The organism is Vibrio sp. E150_018 (assembly GCF_053544035.1).
In genome coordinates, this window is the sequence record NZ_JBHGNY010000004.1 from 76140 (window position 1) to 99443 (window position 23304).

Consider the following 23304-nt stretch of genomic DNA (forward strand, 5'->3'; position numbering starts at 1 on the left):
ATCTTTTATGCGTTTTATTGCCAAGGGCGAAAATGGATACCTTGGTGTGTCAAAGTGGGTAAATGCCCATTGAGACGCGCTAAAAAATCTTCCCAGTTGCGGTGTTTCTTGTTTGTCCAACACGCCTCTGATAAAGCAAGAAGGCGAGGGAAAAGCATGTGATCAATGCGATCTTGGCTGTCGACGATTTCGCACCAAAGGCCACATTGAATTCCAAAGATATGTTGACGACGAGGATCGTCCTCAGCTAATTCTGATAAAGGTTCGTAACGATAGGATTTTTCTAAAGGGGTAACACCAGCCCAGTTAACTCCAAGTTCTTCGCAGTTATAGTCTTGAACGATATCTAGGTAGGTAAACTGCGCCGGTTGTAAGATCACATCAAAGCCAGTACCTGCACATTCAACCGCCGCTTTTTCACTTTGCCATGAGCAAACAATGGTGTTTTTGCTGACTTTATCGCCGTGCTGCACTTCTTCCCAGCCAATCATTCGTTTGCCTAACGATTGCAGTTTATTTTCTGCATGGCGTAACAAATGTCCCTGTAGCTCTTTAGCATTAGAGTAGCCGTGCTGTTGCATTAACGCTTGGCATTTAGAGCTTTCAGTCCAAACGCCTTCTGGAACTTCGTCAGCACCAATATGAACTAAAGGCGCAGGGAATAGTTGCGCAACTTCTTCGAGCACGGTGTCGATAAAGGTGTAAGTACCTTCAAGCGCCGGAGAGAGAATATTGTCGGTATAGTATTGAATGCTGCGATATTGCGATTGATCATCGGGATCAACCAGCAGTTCAGGTAATGATTTAATCGCTGCGCGACAGTGGCCCGGAATATCAATTTCAGGGAGCACGATAATGTTACGCTCGGCTGCGTATTGAACTATTTCACGGATCTCTTGTTGCGAATAAAACCCGCCATGCTTACCTGATAGATTGGAATATTGCGGATCGATTGGGGTATCAATACCGCGCCATGCGCCAATGTCGGTTAATTGTGGAAAGGCTTTAATTTCAATACGCCAACCTTCATCATCGGTTAAATGCCAGTGAAAAACGTTGAATTTTAATTGTGCTAATTGGTTTATTAAGCGCTTAACCGTATCGACACCATGGAAGTGGCGAGCACAGTCTAGCATCATGCCGCGGTGAGAAAATCGCGGTTTATCTTCAATTAATACACAAGGTAATGATGACTGATTATTATGAACCTGATGGCTTACCCATTGCCAAAGTGAGGCGCATCCATGCATAAATCCACTGGATGAATTGGCTTCTAAAATAATTTGTTTTGGCTGAATTTCTAACTTGTATTCACCATCTGTTAAATTAGGTGACACCACAAAACATAAGTTACCTTGATTACTCATCTTGATGGTGGAATCTAAAATTTGGCTCAGCTCTCCTGCAAGCCATGTTAGGGCACTTTTTGCTTGATTGGTGTGTGATTGAAAGACCAAGCTTTGGCTTAAATCAAACTGACCGTCCATAGGCTTTAAGCTTTGTGGTTGAGGAATGATGCCTTGATAGTTGGCGGCAATTGTTGGTAGTGACGTTCGTTGTTTGCTGGCCGACTTTAAGGCGACAGGAGTGATCGTTACCGCCAAAGATTGCGGTTTATTTGAAATGTTAGTTTGGAGAAACGCATCATCAAAACCATCATCAAGCAATTGAAAAGGCGAGGTATGGCAACCAAACTCCACATAATAATGCGCATTGGCGGCTAAGGTATGATGTTGGTTTGGCACAAAGCGGCAAAAGCTACCGGTTTGAGTGATGCTACCTTGCGTTAAGCTAGTCGGTTGAATATAACGGCGGAAGCTGACATTTAATGCCCAGTCATGTAGATCGTTATCACTTAGGTTATGAAGTGTTAAACCAAAACGTGAGTAATTTTCTTGTTCTTCAAGAACAGCAAGGTCAATTCGATAGTCCATTTTTGCACCTTTTGAGGCGTAATCTATTGTCATTTTATTTATCAACTAAGAACGCTGTTTAACGTATTAAATAAGTTGTGTTTAGGTTGGCGAGCCATCATTAGAGCGCCTTCCATTGCATCGCTTTTGGCTGGAACTAAATAGGTTTTGATTGCTGCAGAAAGCCAAGGTTGAATACGTTCGGCAATACCGCCCATTAAGGCAATCTGTTTTGCGCCTTTGTCTACTAGTGCGTTGAGGTACATTTCAATATCTTGCGCAGTTTGAGTGAGCAAGCTTGCGGCAAATTCATCACCTTGATTAGCACAGGCAAAAATTTGCGGTGAGAACTGGCCGTAATCACATGGACGAGCGGTTTTAGACCAAGTGACGATGGCATCAATATCATGATCAAAATGACTCATAACAACCTCTGTGATTGGGCTAGCAGGGTAGATGCCATCTTGAACCAGTAGGCTGTGTTGAATTAGCCTAAGCCCCATAATCGCACCCCCTCCTAAATCAGAGATTGGAAATTCACGGCCACCGACCACATGTTGCTTACCTTGAGCTAATAAAATGCCGCAAGATCCGGTGCCGGCAATCATGATTGCGCCATCTTCTCCTTGATGTGCTCCTAGGCAAGCGCCATAAGCATCGGTATTGAGTACCACGCTAGCAAAAGGATGTGGCAGCGACATAAATTGCTGCCAGGCGCTTTCTTGTTCAGCTGCCGCTAGAGCAAGCCCTAGATGCATACGAGAGAAGTCTTGTTGGGATAAACCAGCTTGTTGAGCGGCCTGATTGATTGCTTCAATGATGGAATCCATGGCAACCTCAACACCTAACAAGATATTGGCGCTACCACTTTTGCCTTCACCGAGTAATACTCCATGGCTATCACGAATTCGTGCGCGACATGAGGTGCCGCCACCATCGATACCGACCAATAAATCACTCATGCTTGCTCTCCACTGCTGGTTCTGTCACCGCATATTGTTGCGAGATGATCGCCAATAAATACCATGCGCCATGTGGGATCCATTGCTCACCCCAACGCCAGTTTTGCAGCATGTCATCTTTTTGTAGTTCAGGATTGAATGCGATATCAGCTTCATCATTAAAACCTGCGGTGATGCCATTGCACACGCCACCTTTAGCATTAAAAAAGCCAAGCTCTGGTAGGTAGTCAGGGTTATTGTGACCATGTCCATCAAGCATACACATATCGTATGGGTTCAAGCCTAAAATCCAATCGAGTGCGGATTGAGCGTAGCTTTGTAATTGGCTTTTCAATTGTGGATCTTGCAGATAAGGCTGCACCAAATTAGCCATGGCCGAAAGTGAACCAAGTCGTGCATTTTCACCTTGCCACCAATAGCCAGATTCATTGTTATGCGCAATAAAAAAGGCATCACGTTTGTCACTATCAACGGCTTTCACATATTGGCGAGGGTAGCCAAATGGATTCGCTACTTGTTGGCTAATGGTGAGCTCAAAGCGCACCGCATTTTCAATTACCGATAAAGTGGTTTGACGTAGTGCTTGATCGCTTTCAATCGCTAAGTATTCAGTGAGAGCAATCGTCGGCAGTCCGGCTTCTGCAGAATGAAAGTAAGGTCTTGAGCCATCTTGGTTAGCAGACCAAAAATGCTCGAAGTTCTCATCAGAGGTTTGACGCAACATTAATGCTTGCGACCAGAGACGCGCTTCCGATAAATAAAATGTATCTTGAGTACTACGATATAGCTCAACACTGGCGAGTAGGGCACAATATTCATCAATAATGTTTTCAACGCCATCGTTGAGGTATTGGGTATTGTGCTCAATCAAATGCTGGTAGCCTTTGATTGCACAATCTAGGTAGGTTTGCTGACTGTATTCACCGCTTTCTTCTAATTGAGATGCTGCTGCTAATGCTGCAATCGCGATGCCGCCACCTTGACGAAATCCCGCTTGGTAATCACTGCTTTTATTGCCATCTTGCGTTTCATAGGCGCAAATTTCACGTTGGGCAGTATCTTTACTCCACTTATCAAAAACAGTCATATAGAAGAAGCCTTGTGGGCTTTGCATGCGAACTAAAAAGTCTGCGCCAAATAATGCTTCTTCGATTAAACGAACTTGGGAAAATTTTGCAAAGTTATCGTGATCTTTTGCAAGATTTAACCCTTTCAGCATATTCCACACTACCATTGGGATTTGCTGAGGGTTTAAATAATTAGCATAAGAAAGGTGGCTTAAATATTTGCTGACATCGCCAGAGGCGTCATACCAACCGCCATGTACATCGACGGTTTGCGGTTCTGATTGATCTGAGCTCAATATTGGCGCGTTGCGATCTTGCTTATCATACTTTCCACCGCAGCGCTGAGATTTAAAGTAGTGAAGGAGATCCGAAAAAGTACGCTGCATTAAAAGATCATTTTTGATCTCAAAGTTGTGAGATTGAATAGCGTCAATAGAAAGGCAATAGCGGCCGACTTTTGAAAACGTTGTAAAGTCAATTTGAGCAAAATCGCCATGATGCCAATGATCAACTTTCCCCACGAAAGTGACTGGAAATTCGTCCTCTACTTGCTGACTATCTATATTGATTAATTGAGCAATGAGAGGGCGATCTTGTGTATTGATTGTTGTATTAAAATCTGAGGCAAGTACTACCGCATTTTTGCTGCTAAAGCATGAATAACCAATATGGTTAGTGAGAATTTGCATATCTGCTTCAAGCCTCCTGCCTATAGCCCTGGGTTGTAAAGGCATAGACAACGTTCAAATAGTTTGTTGGCATACCAACCTGAGTAAAGAGGTCAGATTGGTATACGGGTAAATCGAGGATTAATCCTCAAATAGGTAACAGCGAACAAAGTGGTTTTCTGCCAACTGAGTGACGCTTGGCATTTTCTCGCGACACTTGTCGGTCGCGTGTAAACAACGTCCGGCAAATGGGCAGCCAAGGGAATCTGGCGTCCAAAGAGGAATTTCCCCTTTATTACCTTTCAGCTTTTCATGGATCGATTTTTTAGGATCCGGAACCGCAGAAACTAACAGTTGAGTATAAGGGTGCTGAGGATCATGAATGATTTCATCGGTATCCCCCCATTCCACCATGTGGCCGACATACATCACCGACAGATCTTCAGCAATATAACGAGCAGTGGCGATATCGTGAGTGATATAGAGAAGTGACATTTGCTTATCAAACTTCATTTCTTCCATCAGGTTAAGCACCCCTGCGCGGATAGAAACATCGAGCATAGACGTTGGCTCATCGGCCAACACAACCTCGGCACCCACTGCGATATTGCGTGCTAAGTTAACCCGTTGACGTTGACCACCCGAAAGTTGGTGGGGAAATTTTTCTGCCGTTTCTTTTGGCGGGTTAAGACCGACTTGCTCTAGCAGTTCATAGACCCTTTCTTGCAACTCTTTCTTATTGCTGCTTTTCACTTTTTTATGAATAATCAGTGGGCGCGCAATGTGGTGAAAGATATTGTGAGTCGGGTTTAATGAGCCAAATGGGTCTTGCCATACCATCTGTACGCCTTCACGATAATGCATGAGATCTTGGCGTTTAGTAATATCGAGAATATCGCGCCCTTTATATTCAATTGTACCGGCAGTTGGAGCGTACATTTTGGCAATCATTTTGGCTGTGGTGGATTTACCTGAACCGGATTCGCCCACTACCGCTAAACCACGGCTTTTGTACATTTTAAATGACACGTCATTAATGGCACGCATCATAGGTTGTTTTAATGAATTACTGGTGATCGGGAAGTCTTTAACTAAGTTCTTCCCTTCAATGAGTAATTTTCCGTATTTATCTGATGAGCTCATAATTGTCTCCAGCTTCTCGCTAATTCTTGTTTTACTGGCCGTTAGTGACGACTAAACGAAATGTTGATTTCTATCTCGTTTAATTAAACTTTCGCCTGAACAATCGGCTCACCATATAAATGGCAGTTTGATAATCGACCTGGTTCTATTTGACGTAATTGAGTTGGAACATGACGACAAGTGTCATGAACACGATCACAACGCGCTTGGAAACGACAACCTTCAGGGATTTCTAACAGATTAAGAGGGTTACCAGGAATGCCGGTTAACTTAGTCTTAGGCCCAGTTAATGGTGGGAAAGATGATCCCAACCCTTTGGTGTAAGGGTGATACGGTGATTCTAAAATCTCTTTAGAAGGCGCAACCTCAATTAATTCACCTGAGTACATAATCCCAATGCGATCTGAGAACTCAACCATCAGCGATAAGTCATGGGTAATAAATAAGATTGAGAAACCAAATTCTTCTTTTAACGCATAGATTTTCTGTAAGATTTCACGTTGAACTACAACATCCAGTGCAGTTGTTGGTTCATCCATGATGATCATTTTAGGGTTAAGTGCTAATGCAATCGCAATCACTAATCGTTGACGCATACCACCAGAGAATTGGTGAGGGTAGTCACCTAGACGATCTGGGTGAATATCAACAATTTCGAGTAGACCAGCAGCACGCTTACGAGCTTGATCACGAGTCATATTGGTATGACGCATAATCACATCGCAAAACTGCTCTTCCATTGGTAGTACAGGGTTTAATGCATTCATGGCACTTTGGAATACCATTGACATCTCACTCCAACGGAAGCTCTGAATGCGTTGCTCGCTGTACTTCAGGATGTTTTCACCGTTAAAGATCACTTCACCACCGGTAATAAATGCTGGCGGCTTATGTAGGCGCATTAGTGAGAAAGCCACGGTGGATTTACCACAGCCTGATTCTCCTGCTAGACCAAAGACTTCACCCGGTGCGATATCAAAGCTTACGTTATTTACCGCACGGACATCGCCAGCATCAGTGATGTAGTCAACACATAAATTGCGAATCGAAATCAGCGGTTCTTGTTTATTAGTCATCGTCATATTATTTATCTCCGCTCCAAACTGCATTTTGTGGTGGCAACTCAGGCTCACGTGCTTTTTGGTCTTGTTCTGCAATCTTCTTCCAACGCTTCATTCCTTTGTGTGAACGAAGTTGCGGGTTCGCTACTTCATCAACCGCGAAGTTAAGCATTGCCAAACCAACCGCTAAGGTAGTCAATGCTAAACATGGGGTAATTAATTCCCACCAAGCACCGACTAGGATGGCTGAAGAGGTTTGTACGTTATAGAGCATGATGCCCCAGCTGATGGTGCTTGGATCGCCAAGACCTAAGAATGAAATGGTGGCTTCCATCATGATGGCGTACATCACAGAACCGATGAAGCTAGCCCCTACAATAGAAATTAGGTTAGGTAGAATTTCCACGAAAATGATTCGGAATGAAGATTCGCCTAATACTTCTGCCGCTTTTACAAACTCTTTTTCACGTAGTGCTAAGGTTTGAGAACGAATAACCCTTGCGCCCCAAGCCCAGGAAGTACAACCGATAATCAATGCAATTGTCAGTGGACCGGCCTCACCGATAAAGGCAGCCAGAACGAATAGGAGTGGGTATTGTGGAATAACTAACATGATATTCATGGAGGCGGTTAAAATATCATCAATCTTACCACCAAAGTAACCAGCCGAAACCCCGATAATGGTTGCCAGGAAACATACCACTAAGCCCGCGCCAAAACCCACACCCAGAGATACACGAGCTCCGTATGCAAGCTGAGACCAAACATCACGTCCCATACGAGTTGTCCCTAAAACATGGTCTTCTTTCTTTGACATGATCATAGTGCGGCGATCATTTGCTAAGTTTTGTGCAACCCATCCATCAGGACTTTGTTTTGCCATGTGAGTGACTAAACTTGGGTATTCGTGTGGATTACCAGTACGACGGTCTGGTTCATGCTTGGTAATTAATGGGGCAAATAGAGCCATTAAGATGAAAACCATTAGGATCACCACGCCAAACATAGCTTTTGAGTTACCTGAAAGTAATTTAATGAGAGCTTTCATGATTATTTGCCTCCCTTACGTAGGCGAGGGTCTAGTACGACATACAACATGTCTGCGAGTAAGTTAAAGAACAGCATGAATAACGTCATGATAAGAAGCTGCCCTTGAAGAACTTGGTAGTCTCGAGCGTTGATTGCGTTGAATAAGACTGAGCCAAGGCCCGGGTAGTTAAAGATGATTTCAACAATAAGCTGACCACCAATTGCCATGCCGAGTGACATAGAAAGTGCTGTCACACTTGGTAGCATGGCATTACGTGCAGCGTAGTTAAAGACCACGCGGTTTTCGTTAAGGCCCTTGCCTTTCGCCATAGTGATGTAGTCTTCATTAAGAAGGTTAATCATGTTGTTACGCATGTTAATCAGAAAGCCGCCAATCTGTACAATGGATGCACAAAATAGAGGTAAAACAGCATGCCAAAGTACATCTTTAATAAATATCCAGCTTGTCCAATCAGGAATATTACCTGCGGTATAGGCATAGCCCGTTGGGAACCAACGTAAACCAACCGCAAAGACGAACATCGCGAGCATGGCGATAACCACTTGTGGAACCGCTTGGATGACTAACATTCCTGGTGAAATAAAGGCATCATATTTACTACCACGTTTCCACGCTGCAAAAATACCCAGAATTGAACCGATAGAGAATGAGAAGATAACCGCAGTACCTGCTAGAAATAGTGACCAACCAAATGCACCACCAAGTAGTTTTTCTACTGACAGAGGATAAAACTGGATAGAAATACCTAAATTCCAGCTTAAAATGTTTTTTATGTAGGCAAAATATTGCGCGATAATACCGCCATCAACAAAGCCTAAAAGCTCTTTCATTGCAGCGATACGTTCTGGCGTGACTTGAACAGTGGCATTCGCAAACATCATGGTCACTGGGTCGCCTGGCATGGCACGTGGAATCGCAAAATTAATCGTGGCAGCCACGACCAGCGCGATAAAATAAAATCCTAAACGTTTTAAGAAAAATCCCATAACTTACACCTTAACTTTCCCAGATTTTTTGGCCTGACTCTGGTTTCAGGCAGTCTATTTCAGACAAAGAAATCCCCTGACGCCGAGCGCCATACATTTTTGTATCAAGAGAGGAAGTTTAAAGACGGTGCGCTGCTAGCAAATGAGCGCACCGCGGGGTTGCATGTTACTTAACAGGTTTTAGGTCCAATACGTGAAGTAGACGCTCTGGAATACCAGCCCAAATTTGTGGGCGACCTTTCGGGTTTTTCTCATTCCACCAACCAGTAAATTTCTTGGTGTTGTATTGGTACATAGCAGCACCAGATAACACAGGGATAGTTACTTGGTTTTCCGCAATGATCTTCTGAATCTTATGAGCGATATTTAACTGCTCATTTTTATCCGCTGTTTTGTAGAAGCTATTTAACAAGCTATCTAAATCAGCGTTTTTAAAGAAGTGCATTGCGAAACGAGGCATACCTTCACCACTTTGTAGTGCTGAGTTATATGCTGAGTTCCAGTAAGTGTATGGATCTGCACCGTGGAAATAGTTGGTGTAAGCCACATCGTAGTTACCTTCTAGCATTGCTTGGTTATAAACCGCAAATTCAGGCGTACGAGCTTTGGCTTTAATGCCTACATCTTGTAATTGTTCAACCGCAAGTTGTACTGTGTTGTTAAAGTCAGTCCAACCATTAGGTGATTGAATTAATAATTCAAAAGATTTACCTGATGGGGTATCGACAAATCCGTCACCGTCTTTATCGACAAAACCAGCTTTCTTCAATAATGCTTTTGCACCTTCAACATTATAAGTATTGTATTTCTTATATTTATTGTGAATTTTCTCATCAGACCAAGCTTCAAATGTGTAACCCATACCTGAAGCGAAATCGTTTGGAGTACCCGCACCGTAGAAAGCGATATCGATGATAGTTTGGCGATCAAGTGCCATCGAGAATGCGCGACGGAAATCAACGTTAGTTAGCGCTTCTTTCTTCGCAGGATCTTTCTCTGCAAAGTTAACCATGAATGCTTGTGTACCTGCTGGTGGGTACCAGTAATGGTGGTTAGGGCTTACAGATGCGTAAGTTTTATCGATATCTGGTACGAATGACGATGTCCAATCAAGCTCAGAATTAACGATTTTGCCAAGTAGTTGGTCGTTATTTGCAATTTGTGGAACACGTAGACAGTCAATATCTAGGTTGTCTGCATCCCAGTAATTTGGGTTTGCACACTGAATGTAAAGTTGTGGAGTAAAGGTATCGATTTCAGTAAAGGGACCAGTACCTACAGGGTTTTCATTGGTAAAGCTTGTTGGATCTTTTACGTCTTTCCATACATGTTCAGCAACAACCGGAACTTTAGAAATCTCATAAGGTACATTTGAATTTGCTTCAGTTAGGTGGAAGATAACTTGATAATCACCTTTCTTCTCTACACTTTTCACCCATTTGTTAATACCAGACTGATCTAGCGCTGGGTATTTTTTCAATAGGTCATAAGAATAAACAACATCATTGGCAGAAAAGGCTTTTCCATCAGACCATTTAACGCCTTCACGAATATCGAAAGTGACAGTCATTAGGTCATCAGACATTTTGAAATCTTTAGCAAGACGCATTACTGGTGTATTGCCGTGCATTTCATTAAAAATAACGAGTGGTTCATAAATGAAGTCAGTCGTTGTTTTTAAGTTAGTGGCACCAAGATATGGGTTGAAGTTTCGAACCATTGTAGGGTAGAAATCAGGCACAATAGTTAACTCACTGCGTTCTGCTGCTGTGGCAACTGAAGTAAAGCCTGTTGCAGCGACAGAAAGTACTGCTGCTGCGATTGCTGTTTTCTTGATATTGGTAAGCATAGCTGTTCCTTACTTTTGCTTTTGTATTAGCTTAATTAAAAGGAATGTCATCAATTGATAAACACTCGCTTAAGACCTACCTCATTAATGTCATTTCCTATGTGAGTGTGATGTTCTGTGACACTCTAGCGACATTTCAGAGTGGCCTGTAGGCCTTTGGCAACATAAGAAAACACCTTATCGTTGAAATCGTCAATTTCTATTCTCGTTAAATACGTTAAAAGAGAGTAGTTTCTCGTTAAAATCGTAAAAATATAGGTTTTGTGGTTAATATTTAATCTTTTTTGTTGCGTGACTCTTGTCACCTTTTTTGGGTTTTATCTGGTATTAAGTGAGTGCTTACTATCTTTGTTTTTCATTATTATTATGGTGTTTTGTGTTTTTTGTTTATTTGTTGATAATGATCACTATTCGATTTGTCTCTTTGTTTTTGTTGGAAAAATAATATTGCCGATTTGTTGTGAGTGGCTTCTCATTACCTATAAAAAATAAAAATAATGATTTTTAAATCGATATTTTGTTGAAATAAACAACAGTATTGGTGGTTTTTAATGTTGTTTATTTTAATCGAAAAATAAGTGTTTGAGCCAGTATTATCAAGAATAAATGATGCTTTAGTGACTCTATATCAATGATAAGTAGGTGACTCTTTATAGGGGGATAGGCTTTCTTTGGCCGGATGAGTTATAACAACTAATGGCTTATTTAGAATAACTGGAATGCAATAGCGATGGGCTTTAAAGAGGAAGAACAGAAGGTCATCATATATGGTGTTCTATAAGTATGGGATCGAGAAGGTGTTTTACCCATCGTAAAATCAAAGCCAGCATACTGATGCTGGCTTTTGTTGTGACAACGGTAGAGGCTATTTTGTTAGGTGGTAATAAGCGTTTGTAGCTTCTCTCTGCAACTTAATAATTGCTGTCGTTGAGGCGTTTCTGATGACGTATGCTGTAAAATATAGTCAATGGTATTCAGCACGGTACGCCAGCGAGGTGTTTTCGGTAAGGTTTCGATTCTTAAGTACTTATCTAACGTTCGGGTTTGTAAAGTACTACGATCAAGGTATACGCGCCATAGGCCACTTTGTTCCGCTAAATTAAATTTAGTTTGGCCGCTATCTGATTCCCAATAATCCAGTGCACAGTTCATCGTCTCGACTAATATTTCACGCATTAACTGCTGTTTATCTTCGCTTTTATTTGACACTTTATCGGCTAGACGTGTGAACTCCCCGCCTAATTCTTTTAATTGTTGGAGTTTGTTTTTATCCCCTTCAAAGGCGTAGCTTGAGAGCGCTTCAATTGCCGTTTCTAGATTATCAATACGTTGAGCATTCACGCCACCGCCTACGTTGAATATATAGATGTATTTTAAGCCAGACCCTTCAGGTAAGGTTAAAATATCGGTCTTGATATGCTCTCGTTTATCTTCAATGAAAATGTCGACTTCACCGCAGAAATGTTCTTGAGCAGTTTTAAGAAATTTCGGTGCAATAATTTCATCGGCTTGGGAGCGTTTAAGCTGTTCTGGCGTACGCTTGAATAACTTGGCTGCTGAATCATTAGCAAAACGAACTCGACCATCCTCTCGAACACAAATGATGGCTTCCGGTGCGGATTCTAGCTGCTCTAGTAAGCGACCTTGAGTTTCCAGCAAGCTAGCCTCTACTTGTTCACGAATTCGTAACTCTTGTTGTAATTGAGCATTTTCAAGGCGGCGAATTTCCGCTTTACTCGCCGTTAAATGCGCACGAATACGAGCCGCTAACTCTTGCTTGTTAAAAGGTTTGGTGAGGTAGTCGTTTGCCCCGCAATCAAAGCCTTTGATCCTGTCACTGGTTTGGCTTAATGCGGTTAATAAAATCACGGGGAGTTGACCATGATCATATTGTTGGCGAATTTCTTGGCAGGCTTCATAACCACTCATGCCCGGCATCATAATATCGAGCAACACCAATTCAGGCTTTTCTTCTTCAATTAATTGGATGGCACTCAGTCCATCACTCGCAGTACGAACTCGGTAGCCTTCTAAGCGCAAGAAGCTATCTAAAATTTGTAGGTTGACCGGTTCATCATCAGCAACGACTAATAGTGGGCCATCTGGATTTTGCGGTAAGGAAGAATCATCAATATTGACAAAGTTATGCGCATCCGGCACCTGAAAGTGACTCTGTAATTCATTTTGTTGATAATGGTCAATTTGCTGCTGGTTTGCGATAGGCAAAGAGAAGCTAAAGGTTGTTCCTACCATTGGCTGGCTACTGACATATAGAGTGCCGCCCATAAGCTCAATTAATTGACGACTAATCGATAATCCAAGCCCTGCACCTTGGCGATAACGGCTTGCATCTTGTCCTGCTTGAATCAGTGGCTCAAAAATATGTTCGAGCTGATCAGCCGGGATCCCTTGCCCCGTATCGACGACTTGAATTCGAACTTTTTGTTCTAGTATGGTTGCCGAGATGATGATCTTACCTTCGGAGGTATATTTAATGGCATTACCGACCAAATTATACAGTACTTGCTCTAAGCGTTGGGCGTCGGCTAATACTAGAGGTAGCTCTTGTGGCGTTTGATTAATAATGCGAATCGGTTTACTACCCAGTAGGTGTTTAGATAACTCTAGTACCAATTGAGTGGTTGCTGTTAAATCAACCGTAGTAGTTTGAATATCAAGATTGCCATAACGCATTTTATGGTAATCCAATAAATCATCAACTAGAGTGGCTAAGCGTTGGCCGCTATTGATGATTATCGAAAGTTGATGCTTTTGATTCGCAGGAATAGGGCCGTTAGATCCTGAGTTTAATGCTTCTGCAATCCCGACCATCCCATGTAGAGGGGTTCTTAATTCATGTGAAGTGGTGGCTAAAAACTCATCTTTTAATTTATTCGCTAGATGCAATTCATCATTTTGTTGACGGATGATTTTGATATTGTCTTCGAGCTTGGTGTTTTGGTCGCCGATTAATTCTATCTTGTCTTTGATTGAACGTTGCATACGAGCAAAGCTAGTAGCGAGTCGGCCTATCTCATCTTTACGATCAATATTAATAATATCTTGTGATAAATCACCAGCGGAGACTCTTTCTGCCACCCAAGTTAATTTAAGCAAAGGTCGGGTAATAAAGTTCGATAGGTAGTGAGAACAGATAAACACCACAATAATGCCAATTAGCATCACAATATAAAAAATATGCTTTAACTGTTGAACGCGCGCGTAGGCATCTTTTTCTGGCAATTCAATGATTAAAGCCCAAGTCTTATCTTGTATTTTAATTGGGGTGTAAGCGGCGATAATTTCTTCATCGAGGCTGTTGGTAAAAGAGCCTACTGCTGTTTGCCCGGCTAACGCTTTTGTGACGACTTCATTACTGGCATTAATTTGCTCGGAAGTGATCCCTTGGATTTTGGCTTGCTGATCGGTGCCAACCAGTAACTTGGTCACATCCTTATTATTGTCTGCTACTGTGTTGGTTAAGGCAGTACTTGGCAATTTAAACATCGCATAACTGTGTAAGTAGCCTTGCTGAATGATCGGCGCGCCAATCCATAGGATCTGTTCGCCATTTTGATTGGAAAAGTCAGACAATATAATAGGGGTGTAGTCTTCGTTATTTTTACGTGACTCTTTAACAGCTGCGATCAGTTGTTGAAAGGTTGTACCTAAAGGCGAATCTTTATACTTACCCGAAATCAAGTTAGTGCCAAATTCATCGTTCTTGTTAACTGAATAAGCAACGTCACCTTCTAAATCAACCAATAAGATATCGGTGAAATCGGAGCGTTTTAAAATATCAACATAAGCCCAGTGGTAACGTTTATGCAGTAATCGATAACGCTCGGTGCTGGCATAGTTAGGTGATCCTGGCAATACTGAGGTTTTTATTTGATCGCCAGAGCCAGGAATATAACGTTGTTGCGCATTTGTGCGAACTTGCTCTGGTGTGTCGCCTAGTTTGTTAAATGCACTTATTAATCCATAAAAGCGTCCGCCGCTTGCATAGGCGAGCTCTGAGCGCACCATGCCCATCACTTCGGACTCTTTAGATTTTAAATAATCGTTAATTTGTTGTTTTTTTGTGTCGCGAACTGAGGTCAAATATGAGGTGCTTTGTTCTTGCAGGTCTTGGGTGTGAGAATGAAGGAAAAACAGACCAATAATCGTGAGAGGGGTAAGACTTAAAACCAGAAAGGCCACCATTAAAGTGTGTTGAAGTCTTTGAAATTTATGAGTCTTATTGGACTTAAACATGATGATACTGCTTGCCTGTTCTAGGTGAATAACTTAAAAAAGCTGACTAAAGTTACTTGAGCTTAGTTTAGCTTAGGTCTAATAAAGAAGACACACTGTAGATAATATGCCTTTTTACTATTTTATGCGCGAATAGTTAAGCAAACTTGATTTTCGACAGTAAAAAAGGTGATCGACCGCTATGAATACCAATAAATTGTCAAAATTGTGGGCTAAGTTCAGATAATAAAAAACGTGATATTTGAGAGTTTAAATATCACGCTATTAGAGTCAATTGAGGTGTGAGGTTATTTCTGAGCGGAGTATATTGAGAATTTGGTATTTTTATCGAGTGTGATGCATTCGCCAAAAGCCTTTTGAATAATCGGAGGGTATTTCAGGAAATTATTGGCCACTATGATCATTTGACCTGCATGGGATAAGTAGTTCGGCGCTTGGGAAAGCAAGTTTTCTGCTGCAGAATAATTGGTATCTAGTCCTGAATGGAAAGGTGGGTTGCTAATTAAGTAGTCATATTTTCCTGTGATATCGGAATAGATATCTGAGGCAAATACGGTTCCTTTTAAGCCGTTTGCTTGTAAGGTTGCTTTACTTGATTCAATCGCAAGCGCACTGATGTCGCACATTTCCAGTGAGATGTTTGGGTTACGAGTTGCCATAACACTGCCGATCACACCCGCACCACAACCAAAATCGAGTACTCGCCCTTTTAATTTAGGTAAGGTTGCTAGTAGTAGTTCACTCCCTTTATCAAATTCACCATGGCTAAATACACCCGGTAAACTTTTAATGGTTAAGGTATCTTGACCTATGGTAATCGGGTAGCTCTTGTACCATTCCGATAGAGTGAAAGGCTTCGCCGGAGTTTGACATTGTCCCCAATAAAATGAACAACGTCTGGCAGAGTCATACTTTTTGATGATGCCATATTGGCTAAACATCTTTTCGATACTTTTTACACCAGATCGGTTTTCACCAATGACACAGATTTCGGTATTGACACCCAGTTTGTCCATCAACATCGCCAGTAAATATTTGGCTTCGGCTTTCGCTTTTGGCCAATATAACAGCAGCATATCTGCCTGAGTGTCGGCTTCTAGCTGCGAACCAAAGTATGATTGTATATTTGGCTGTTGTTCAAATTTTTTATGGTAACCGTAATGGGTAGTGAAAATGGATACCGACTCACAATGATTGGCCAATTCAAGACAAAATAAATCTTCCGCTTCGCCGGCAATTAATACATGTTTGCCGTGAAAGAATTCGAGTTGACGTTGTGCAATTTGGCTTGGCGCTGTGTAAGTGGACATGAATTTTCTACCTAGTAATAAAACAGGCCTGATTTTCTCATAATCAGGCCTGGATACCAATCGAAACAATCGTGTGTGGTTTCTCTACCCAAGTGAATTCAGAATCTTGAAGTGACTTGAGTATATAGCGTTAGCTATTATCTTGCATATTGAGGAAGTGCTTAAATTCTTCTTCGTACATTTTAAATAACACTATGGTTATCGCAAAAATGAGCGGGCCATAGATCAAACCGATCAAGCCAAATAGCTGAATACCACCTAGTAGGGCAAAGAAGATCATCAAGGTATCCATACCTGCACTGCCTTGCATTAATAATGGGCGCAATAGATTATCGATGGAACCAATTACGGAAATTCCCCATACCACAATGAAAATCGCCCAGGTGATCTCTCCGGTGAGAAATAGATAGCCAGCCGCCGGTACCCAAACTAATGCGGTTCCGACTACTGGAATGAAAGAGGCCGCCCCGATCATGGTGCCTAAAAATAGACCGGGTAGTCCAACAATCCAGAATGCCAATCCACCCACCACCCCTTGGGCAATAGCGGTTAGGAAAGAGCCAAGTACAGCCGATTTAGAAACTTGTTCAATCTCGCTTAATAGACGATCTTCTTGGCTGCGTGATAACGGCAGAATATGTCGCATGCCATCAACCAATCTTTCTTGATCGCGCAGTAGAAAGAACAATACAAACAACATCAAAAAGAAGTTCATAATAAAGTTGGTAGCATCACCCAAAATCCCGGCACTGATAGAGACTAAAGTGCTTCCAAATTGAGAGATAAATCTTGCCGCGCGCTGAGCTAATTGCTGAGGATCGATATTATCAAAAGGTAGATAGTGATTAATGATACTTAAACCTTTCACCACATAAGGTTGCGCCAATGCTTCTTGAATACCGCCATGGGTCGCCCAAGCATAGACGGTTTGCGATAAGTTGGCTCCTTGCTGAACGATCGATGCGAAAATGGCGAGCAAAGGAAGTACGATCACAAAGGTCAGTAATAAGCAGGAAAGAAAAGCGGTGCTATTCCGGTGATTTGGCCAGCGTAAATTTAATTTATTGTGTAATGGGAACACTAACAAAGAAATAATAAATGCCATGATGATCGAGTTTAGATAAGGCGTGATCAATAAGTAGCAGGCATAAGCTGCGCAAAGTAGGGCAATGATCAGCACCCAATGTGTGGCTGTCATTCTAAATTTTGTGGGCATGGATCTTCCTTGCGTAATGGTAGTCATCAGGAGTATGTTGTTACCAAAAGATAAGCGGTAACATTATCGCTATTATAATGGCGACAATTGGTAATGTGATCAATCGAAGATTTTGAGATAGCGGTGTTAATGAATACGATGGGAGTATAGTGATGGGCTGTTGTGATAATAAAAATGGCTGTAAGAGTAAATCGAAGAAGTCGATTCCATGGTTTGCGCTATTGATTTCAGTATTGGCTATTTTAGTGGTACTTAATTGGCATTAATGAGTCGCTGGTAAATAAAAAGCGCTAGAGCAACTCTAACGCTTTTCTTCATTGACTTCTGGGAAGCGAGATTACTTATCTTCCGCCATCACAGCAAAGCAACGTTCAGCCGCTTCAATGGTCGCTTCAATTTCGCGTGATGAGTGAGCCAGTGACATAAAGCTTGCTTCAAACGCTGAAGGTGCAAGGTAAATACCGTGCTCTAACATCAGGTGGAAGAAACGTTTAAAACGCTCAGTATCACACTTGGTCACATCTTCGTAGCAGGTAATGGTTTTTTGCTCGGTAAAGAAGAAACCAAACATGCCGCCAACACGGTTAACGGTAAATGGAATACCATATTTTTCAGCCGCTTTCTTTAAGCCTTTGGTTAACTGTTTGGTTCGCTTAGCAAGGCGAGCTTCATTTTCTTCACCTTGTAACTCTTTTAAGCAAGCTAGACCCGCCGCCATTGCGATTGGGTTACCTGATAATGTACCTGCTTGATAAACAGGGCCGGTTGGTGCGATATATTGCATAACATCTTTACGGCCACCGAAAGCACCGACAGGCATACCGCCACCAATGATTTTTCCAAGGGTCGTTAAGTCAGGCTTAATATCGTAGTAATCTTGTGCGCCACCTTGAGCAACACGGAAACCTGTCATTACTTCATCAAAAATCAGTAGTGCTTTGTGCTCGTCACAAATGTCACGTAGACCTTCTAGGAAGCCTTCAACCGGTGGAATGCAGTTCATGTTGCCGGCAACAGGCTCAACAATGATACAAGCGACTTGCTCAGGATTAGCTTCAAATAAAGCGTGTACCGAGTCTAAATCATTAAAGGTTGCGGTTAAGGTGTGCTTAGCAAAATCAGCAGGAACGCCTGGAGAGCTAGGTTGACCTAGAGTTAATGCGCCAGACCCCGCTTTTACTAATAAGCTATCGGCGTGACCGTGATAACAACCTTCAAATTTTAGGATTTTATCGCGACCAGTAAAGCCACGCGCTAAGCGAATCGCGCTCATGGTTGCTTCAGTACCAGAGCTTACCATGCGAAGTTGTTCCATTGATGGCACCATCTCTGAAACTAATTCGGCCATTTTGATTTCAGTTTTGGTCGGAGCGCCAAAGCTTAAGCCGCGCTCTGCTGCTTTGATAACGGCATTGCGAATCGCTGAATTATTATGGCCAAGGATCATCGGGCCCCAAGAACCCACGTAATCAATATAAGCTTTGCCATCGGCATCAAAAATTAATGCACCATCAGCACGTTCAATAAATAGGGGATCACCACCCACACCGTTAAAGGCTCTTACTGGAGAGTTAACGCCACCTGGAATGGTTTGTTGGGCTTTTTGGTATAGTTCAGCAGACTTGCTCATGCTCTATCCTTAAATAATGCTATTTCTTTGCTGCTCTATCGGCTGAAAAGTCAGAGCTCGAGCAGATGAGATAATTTCAGTCGCATTGTATCTAAGCTGACGAGTTTTGCACTTTTTTCACCGAGGTTTTTGGCTATGGTTGGGATTTTCGGAGAAAAGGTCTAGTTTTTAGTAGAAAAAAGCCAATCCTGTTTCTGTTAAGTTACTAGGCTATAGTTTAATTTCGATTAACTCACGATGAATACTTGAACGATAAGGTCAGGTATTAGATAATCAAGTCATCTGAAATTCATTTCAATGATGAAGTGTGTTCTACCCAAATCGTCGTGCCAAGTAGATAACTTGGTAACAACGCTAATGAGAGAGGTCGTCATGAGCGATGAGCAATTACCATTATCTTTTTCTGACACTGCAGCGTCTCGCGTTAAAATGCTGATTTCTGAAGAAGAAAATCCAGATCTAAAATTACGCGTGTATATTACTGGCGGTGGTTGTAGTGGTTTCCAATATGGTTTTACTTTTGATGAGAAGGTAAATGACGGCGATATGACGATTGTTAAGCAAGGTGTAACATTGGTGGTGGATCCTATGAGCTTACAGTATCTAATTGGTGGAGTGGTTGATTATACCGAAGGCCTTGAAGGTTCTCGCTTCTTCGTGAACAATCCAAATGCAACGACAACTTGCGGTTGTGGTGCATCATTTAGCGTTTAACTGCAAAACCTAAACTTAAGACGTTTATAAATAATTCCAAGTAAAATGCCCCGTTGATAATTAAATTAACTGGGTATTTTTTATTTAATGATATACCCAGTCACTTGGGTATATCAGTTTTGATTATTTATCTTGAGCAATTAAACGATGATCGTACTGGTTTAACTTATCAAGCTGCTGCTTGGCAAGTTTAACAAAACGGGTTTTTTTGTCACCGGTTAGCGATCTTGATTGAGGTAAATCCACGGTTCTTGGGTTCTTATGTATGCCATGGACCAAAAATTCATAGTGTAAGTGAGGGCCGGTTACGCGTCCGGTACCTCCCAATGTTCCTATGGTATCGCCTTGTTTAACTCGTTGCCCCGTTTTCACTAATCGCTTTTTCATGTGCAAGTACTTGGTTATATAGGTACTGCTATGGCGAATGAATACATAGTTACCGTTAAATTGGTTATAGCCTGCCTTTTGAACAATACCATCACCAGCTGCCCAAATTGGAGTGCCTACTGGTGCAGCATAGTCGGTGCCCCTATGTGGGACCACTTTACCTGTTACTGGATGACGTCGAGTTGGGTTAAAGTTTGAAGTGACACGACGAAAATCAATTGGTGAACGTAAAAAAGCTTTTTTCATTGCTCGACCGTCGGGAGTGTAATAGTTACCATCTTCTGGGTTGAGTACCGCTTTAAATGTTGCTCCTTGGTTAGTAAATACTGCTGCTAGAATCTTTCCGCCACCAATATTTTTACCTTCGACAAATTGCTCTTCAAATAACACTTTAAAATTATCACCAGCACGAATATCTAGTGCGAAATCGATATCCCAACCAAAAATACCAGCCAATGACATTATTTGGTTTGCCGTTAAGCCAGATGTCACCGCAGCATTCCAGAAATTAGAAGTAATGGTCGCTTCCGCATGGTTGAAATGTTTATTGATTTCTTTTTTCTCAATATGCGATTGAAAGCCATCTTTGGTTTTTGAAATGCGAAAAGACTCGTAAGCCGAGATTGGTCGGATTAACTGAGTAAACTCATGGTTTTCATTAAAACCAAAAATGAGTTTATCGCCAGGACGTAGGCGTGAGAGTTGATTCTCAATATCTTTATTAGAAGATACTAATTGATAGAGTAATTGAGCTGATAAACCAATGCGATTAAAGAGTAGAGCTGTGCTTTCGCCTGATTTAACCGTGTAAGTTTCCCAGTCTGTAAACACTTTTGGTGGGCCTTGCTGAATAAAGATGTCTTCAGGAATAACCAGTGGATAATGTTTACCTACTTTTAAGCGAGGTTCATGTTGGGTTAACTCTTCCATATCAGGTAAGGAAAACGTCACGATAACGGTTAAAGCACTGATAAATCCGATCAGTACTTTATGAAAAATAGGTAGTTGGCTAATGAATGCGCGCATTATTAAAAAAAATTCTGTTATTAAGGCAATTAATTGCTCGGAAAAATAAGATGAGTCAGTCTAACTGGTTTCCAAAAACAGCGCTATTGCGTATTATGTTCTGATACGTATTTTTACAGAATTGTTGGAGTAAACCTAAATGTCGAGCATTGAAGCGGCACTGGCTGAAATTAAGCGTGGTGTAGAAGAACTAATTCCAGAAGAAGAACTGATTGCCAAATTAAAAGAAGGCCGCCCACTAAGAATTAAATTGGGTGCTGATCCTACTGCGCCAGATATCCATTTAGGCCATACTGTTATTTTAAATAAGTTACGTGCCTTCCAAGAGCTAGGCCACGAAGTAACGTTTTTGATCGGCGACTTCACCGGTATGGTTGGTGATCCAACGGGTAAAAATACTACTCGTCCACCATTGACTCGTGAAGATGTTCTCGCCAATGCTGAAACTTATAAACAACAAGTGTTTAAGATCCTAGATCCTGCGAAAACCAAAATTCAGTTTAACTCTGAGTGGTTATCGGAACTTGGTGCTGAAGGTATGATCCGTTTAGCGGCGAATCAAACCGTTGCTCGCATGCTTGAGCGTGATGATTTTAAAAAGCGTTACTCAAGTAATCAGCCAATTGCTATTCATGAATTTATGTACCCTTTACTACAAGGTTACGATTCTGTTGCGATGGAAACCGATGTTGAATTGGGAGGTACTGACCAGAAGTTTAACTTGTTGATGGGACGTGAATTGCAAAAATCTAATGGTCAGAAGCCACAGGTAGTACTGATGATGCCTTTGTTGGTCGGTTTAGACGGCGAGAAGAAAATGTCTAAATCTGCCCACAACTACATTGGTGTGAGTGAATCTCCGACTGAAATGTTCGGTAAGATCATGTCTATTTCTGATGTGTTAATGTGGAGCTACTACGAGCTTCTTTCTTTCCGTCCATTAGAAGAAATTGCACAATTTAAAGCTGATGTGGAAGCCGGTAAAAACCCACGTGACGTGAAGATTTTGTTAGCCAAAGAAATCATTGCACGTTTCCATAGTGAAGCCGATGCAGACGCGGCGGAGCAAGAGTTTATAAACCGTTTCCAAAAAGGTGCGATGCCAGATGAAATGCCAGAGTTTGAATTTGAATCCGGTATGGCCATTGGTAACGTATTAAAAGAAGCAGGCTTAGTCGGTTCAACATCAGATGCCATGCGCATGATTCGTCAAGGTGCAGCAAAAATTGATGGTGCGAAAATTGAAGATACTAAGTTAGTACCAGAAGTAGGTACTGCGGTGTATCAGGTTGGTAAACGCAAGTTTGCACGTATTACTATCAAGTAATACCGCTTAGTTATATCAATAAAAAGGGAGCCAATGCGCTCCCTTTTTTGCCTATTGTCTCGCCTTTATTTATATTTTTATATCAAGCGAATTAGCTTTTCATTGATAAGGTGGGCAGAGATAGGTGCCAACGTATAGCCGCTAAACGAATGCTGAGTGTTGTGGCTACCCCTAGTAAAAAAGCTGGTTGAGATGGGAGACCAAAATATAAAGCAGCGGTATGGGTGATCCCGCCAGCGATACACGCAGTCGCATAGATCTCACTTCTCAGTACCATTGGGATTTCACGGGCGAGAATATCGCGAATAATACCACCGCCACAGCCTGTTAATACTCCCATAATCACAGCAATCATCATAGAGTCTTGCAGTAATAAGGTTTTTTCCACACCAATACCGACAAACACAGCTAAGCCAATGGCATCGCAAACTGGCAGAAAATACCAAGGCAGTTGTTTGGGTTGTCTGACGAGTAATAGTGTTGCTAGGCAGGTAATAAAAATTACCCATAAATAATTGTTATCGATGATCCAAAATACTGGCGTTGCACCTAACATCATATCGCGAATAGAGCCGCCGCCAATGGCCGTTACACTGGCGAGTACTACCATGCCAAAAGGATCCATTTTCAATCGAGCGGCAAGTAGTACTCCAGAAATAGCAAAGATAGCAGTGCCGAATAAATCAAACAAATACAGTAAGGTGATATCCATGAGGTATGGTCTTCGTTTGGGTCTG

The 23304-nt window shown here is 41.9% G+C and carries 16 protein-coding genes; 2 read left to right on the plus strand and 14 right to left on the minus strand.

What is annotated here, in order from left to right; all coding sequences use genetic code 11:
* Nucleotides 1-14 precede the first annotated feature (14 nt).
* The 12 genes from ACE3G9_RS06755 to hemL all read right to left on the minus strand — a co-directional run bounded on the left by ACE3G9_RS06755 (nucleotide 15) and on the right by hemL (nucleotide 19113).
* Nucleotides 15-1934: a beta-N-acetylhexosaminidase gene (locus tag ACE3G9_RS06755; RefSeq protein WP_449218753.1), complete on the minus strand. Its 1920-nt coding sequence runs from the start codon at nucleotides 1932-1934 to the stop codon at nucleotides 15-17.
* Nucleotides 1935-1975: 41 nt separating this feature from the next.
* Nucleotides 1976-2875, minus strand: coding sequence for a BadF/BadG/BcrA/BcrD ATPase family protein (locus ACE3G9_RS06760; protein WP_417880218.1), 900 nt, complete (start codon nucleotides 2873-2875; stop codon nucleotides 1976-1978).
* Entirely contained in the window at nucleotides 2868-4631 is a 1764-nt protein-coding gene (locus ACE3G9_RS06765) for a glycoside hydrolase family 9 protein (RefSeq protein ID WP_449218754.1), read from the minus strand. Before ACE3G9_RS06765 ends, ACE3G9_RS06760 begins: the two co-directional genes overlap by 8 nt.
* A 120-nt stretch (nucleotides 4632-4751) precedes the next feature.
* Entirely contained in the window at nucleotides 4752-5753 is a 1002-nt protein-coding gene (locus tag ACE3G9_RS06770; RefSeq protein ID WP_417880216.1) for an ABC transporter ATP-binding protein, read from the minus strand.
* A gap of 83 nt (nucleotides 5754-5836) precedes the next feature.
* Nucleotides 5837-6829, minus strand: coding sequence for an ABC transporter ATP-binding protein (locus tag ACE3G9_RS06775; RefSeq protein ID WP_449218792.1), 993 nt, complete (start codon nucleotides 6827-6829; stop codon nucleotides 5837-5839).
* Nucleotides 6830-6836: 7 nt separating this feature from the next.
* Nucleotides 6837-7862 (minus strand): ABC transporter permease, encoded by a 1026-nt coding sequence (locus tag ACE3G9_RS06780; protein ID WP_417880215.1) that lies wholly within the window; start codon nucleotides 7860-7862, stop codon nucleotides 6837-6839.
* Nucleotides 7863-7864: 2 nt separating this feature from the next.
* Nucleotides 7865-8851: an ABC transporter permease gene (locus tag ACE3G9_RS06785; protein WP_449218755.1), complete on the minus strand. Its 987-nt coding sequence runs from the start codon at nucleotides 8849-8851 to the stop codon at nucleotides 7865-7867.
* A gap of 166 nt (nucleotides 8852-9017) precedes the next feature.
* Nucleotides 9018-10700: an ABC transporter substrate-binding protein gene (locus ACE3G9_RS06790; RefSeq protein WP_449218756.1), complete on the minus strand. Its 1683-nt coding sequence runs from the start codon at nucleotides 10698-10700 to the stop codon at nucleotides 9018-9020.
* Between the two features lie 873 nt (nucleotides 10701-11573).
* Nucleotides 11574-14957: a response regulator gene (locus tag ACE3G9_RS06795; RefSeq protein WP_449218757.1), complete on the minus strand. Its 3384-nt coding sequence runs from the start codon at nucleotides 14955-14957 to the stop codon at nucleotides 11574-11576.
* Between the two features lie 287 nt (nucleotides 14958-15244).
* Nucleotides 15245-16267: a 16S rRNA (guanine(1207)-N(2))-methyltransferase RsmC gene (rsmC, locus tag ACE3G9_RS06800; RefSeq protein WP_449218758.1), complete on the minus strand. Its 1023-nt coding sequence runs from the start codon at nucleotides 16265-16267 to the stop codon at nucleotides 15245-15247.
* 130 nt (nucleotides 16268-16397) lie between these two features.
* Nucleotides 16398-17483, minus strand: coding sequence for an AI-2E family transporter (locus ACE3G9_RS06805; protein WP_449218759.1), 1086 nt, complete (start codon nucleotides 17481-17483; stop codon nucleotides 16398-16400).
* Between the two features lie 337 nt (nucleotides 17484-17820).
* Nucleotides 17821-19113, minus strand: a complete 1293-nt coding sequence (gene hemL, locus ACE3G9_RS06810; protein WP_449218760.1) for a glutamate-1-semialdehyde 2,1-aminomutase — start codon at nucleotides 19111-19113, stop codon at nucleotides 17821-17823.
* 372 nt (nucleotides 19114-19485) lie between these two features.
* Here hemL and erpA point away from each other — a divergent pair, with 372 nt between their 5' ends.
* A complete protein-coding gene (gene erpA, locus ACE3G9_RS06815) occupies nucleotides 19486-19827 on the plus strand; it encodes an iron-sulfur cluster insertion protein ErpA (RefSeq protein WP_086961842.1) in 342 nt (113 codons plus the stop codon).
* Nucleotides 19828-19950: 123 nt separating this feature from the next.
* Here erpA and ACE3G9_RS06820 read toward each other — a convergent pair whose 3' ends face one another.
* Nucleotides 19951-21240, minus strand: a complete 1290-nt coding sequence (locus ACE3G9_RS06820; RefSeq protein WP_417880208.1) for a peptidoglycan DD-metalloendopeptidase family protein — start codon at nucleotides 21238-21240, stop codon at nucleotides 19951-19953.
* A gap of 139 nt (nucleotides 21241-21379) precedes the next feature.
* On the opposite strand from ACE3G9_RS06820, the gene tyrS reads away from it, so the two are divergent.
* Nucleotides 21380-22567: a tyrosine--tRNA ligase gene (gene tyrS / locus ACE3G9_RS06825; RefSeq protein ID WP_417880207.1), complete on the plus strand. Its 1188-nt coding sequence runs from the start codon at nucleotides 21380-21382 to the stop codon at nucleotides 22565-22567.
* Nucleotides 22568-22658: 91 nt separating this feature from the next.
* Here tyrS and ACE3G9_RS06830 read toward each other — a convergent pair whose 3' ends face one another.
* Nucleotides 22659-23279 carry a TRIC cation channel family protein gene (locus tag ACE3G9_RS06830; RefSeq protein WP_417880206.1) on the minus strand — a complete coding sequence of 207 codons (621 nt, stop codon included), beginning with the start codon at nucleotides 23277-23279 and terminating at the stop codon, nucleotides 22659-22661.
* Nucleotides 23280-23304: the final 25 nt, after the last annotated feature.

Excerpts from the sequence above, each read along its gene's own strand:
- ACE3G9_RS06755 (WP_449218753.1), bottom strand. The coding sequence starts at position 1,934 with ATGGACTATCGAATTGACCTTGCTGTTCTTGAAGAACAAGAAAATTAC.
- ACE3G9_RS06760 (WP_417880218.1), bottom strand. The coding sequence starts at position 2,875 with ATGAGTGATTTATTGGTCGGTATCGATGGTGGCGGCACCTCATGTCGC.
- ACE3G9_RS06765 (WP_449218754.1), bottom strand. The coding sequence starts at position 4,631 with ATGCAAATTCTCACTAACCATATTGGTTATTCATGCTTTAGCAGCAAA.
- ACE3G9_RS06770 (WP_417880216.1), bottom strand. The coding sequence starts at position 5,753 with ATGAGCTCATCAGATAAATACGGAAAATTACTCATTGAAGGGAAGAAC.
- ACE3G9_RS06775 (WP_449218792.1), bottom strand. The coding sequence starts at position 6,829 with ATGACTAATAAACAAGAACCGCTGATTTCGATTCGCAATTTATGTGTT.
- ACE3G9_RS06780 (WP_417880215.1), bottom strand. The coding sequence starts at position 7,862 with ATGAAAGCTCTCATTAAATTACTTTCAGGTAACTCAAAAGCTATGTTT.
- ACE3G9_RS06785 (WP_449218755.1), bottom strand. The coding sequence starts at position 8,851 with ATGGGATTTTTCTTAAAACGTTTAGGATTTTATTTTATCGCGCTGGTC.
- ACE3G9_RS06790 (WP_449218756.1), bottom strand. The coding sequence starts at position 10,700 with ATGCTTACCAATATCAAGAAAACAGCAATCGCAGCAGCAGTACTTTCT.
- ACE3G9_RS06795 (WP_449218757.1), bottom strand. The coding sequence starts at position 14,957 with ATGTTTAAGTCCAATAAGACTCATAAATTTCAAAGACTTCAACACACT.
- rsmC (WP_449218758.1), bottom strand. The coding sequence starts at position 16,267 with ATGTCCACTTACACAGCGCCAAGCCAAATTGCACAACGTCAACTCGAA.
- ACE3G9_RS06805 (WP_449218759.1), bottom strand. The coding sequence starts at position 17,483 with ATGCCCACAAAATTTAGAATGACAGCCACACATTGGGTGCTGATCATT.
- hemL (WP_449218760.1), bottom strand. The coding sequence starts at position 19,113 with ATGAGCAAGTCTGCTGAACTATACCAAAAAGCCCAACAAACCATTCCA.
- erpA (WP_086961842.1), top strand. The coding sequence starts at position 19,486 with ATGAGCGATGAGCAATTACCATTATCTTTTTCTGACACTGCAGCGTCT.
- ACE3G9_RS06820 (WP_417880208.1), bottom strand. The coding sequence starts at position 21,240 with ATGCGCGCATTCATTAGCCAACTACCTATTTTTCATAAAGTACTGATC.
- tyrS (WP_417880207.1), top strand. The coding sequence starts at position 21,380 with ATGTCGAGCATTGAAGCGGCACTGGCTGAAATTAAGCGTGGTGTAGAA.
- ACE3G9_RS06830 (WP_417880206.1), bottom strand. The coding sequence starts at position 23,279 with ATGGATATCACCTTACTGTATTTGTTTGATTTATTCGGCACTGCTATC.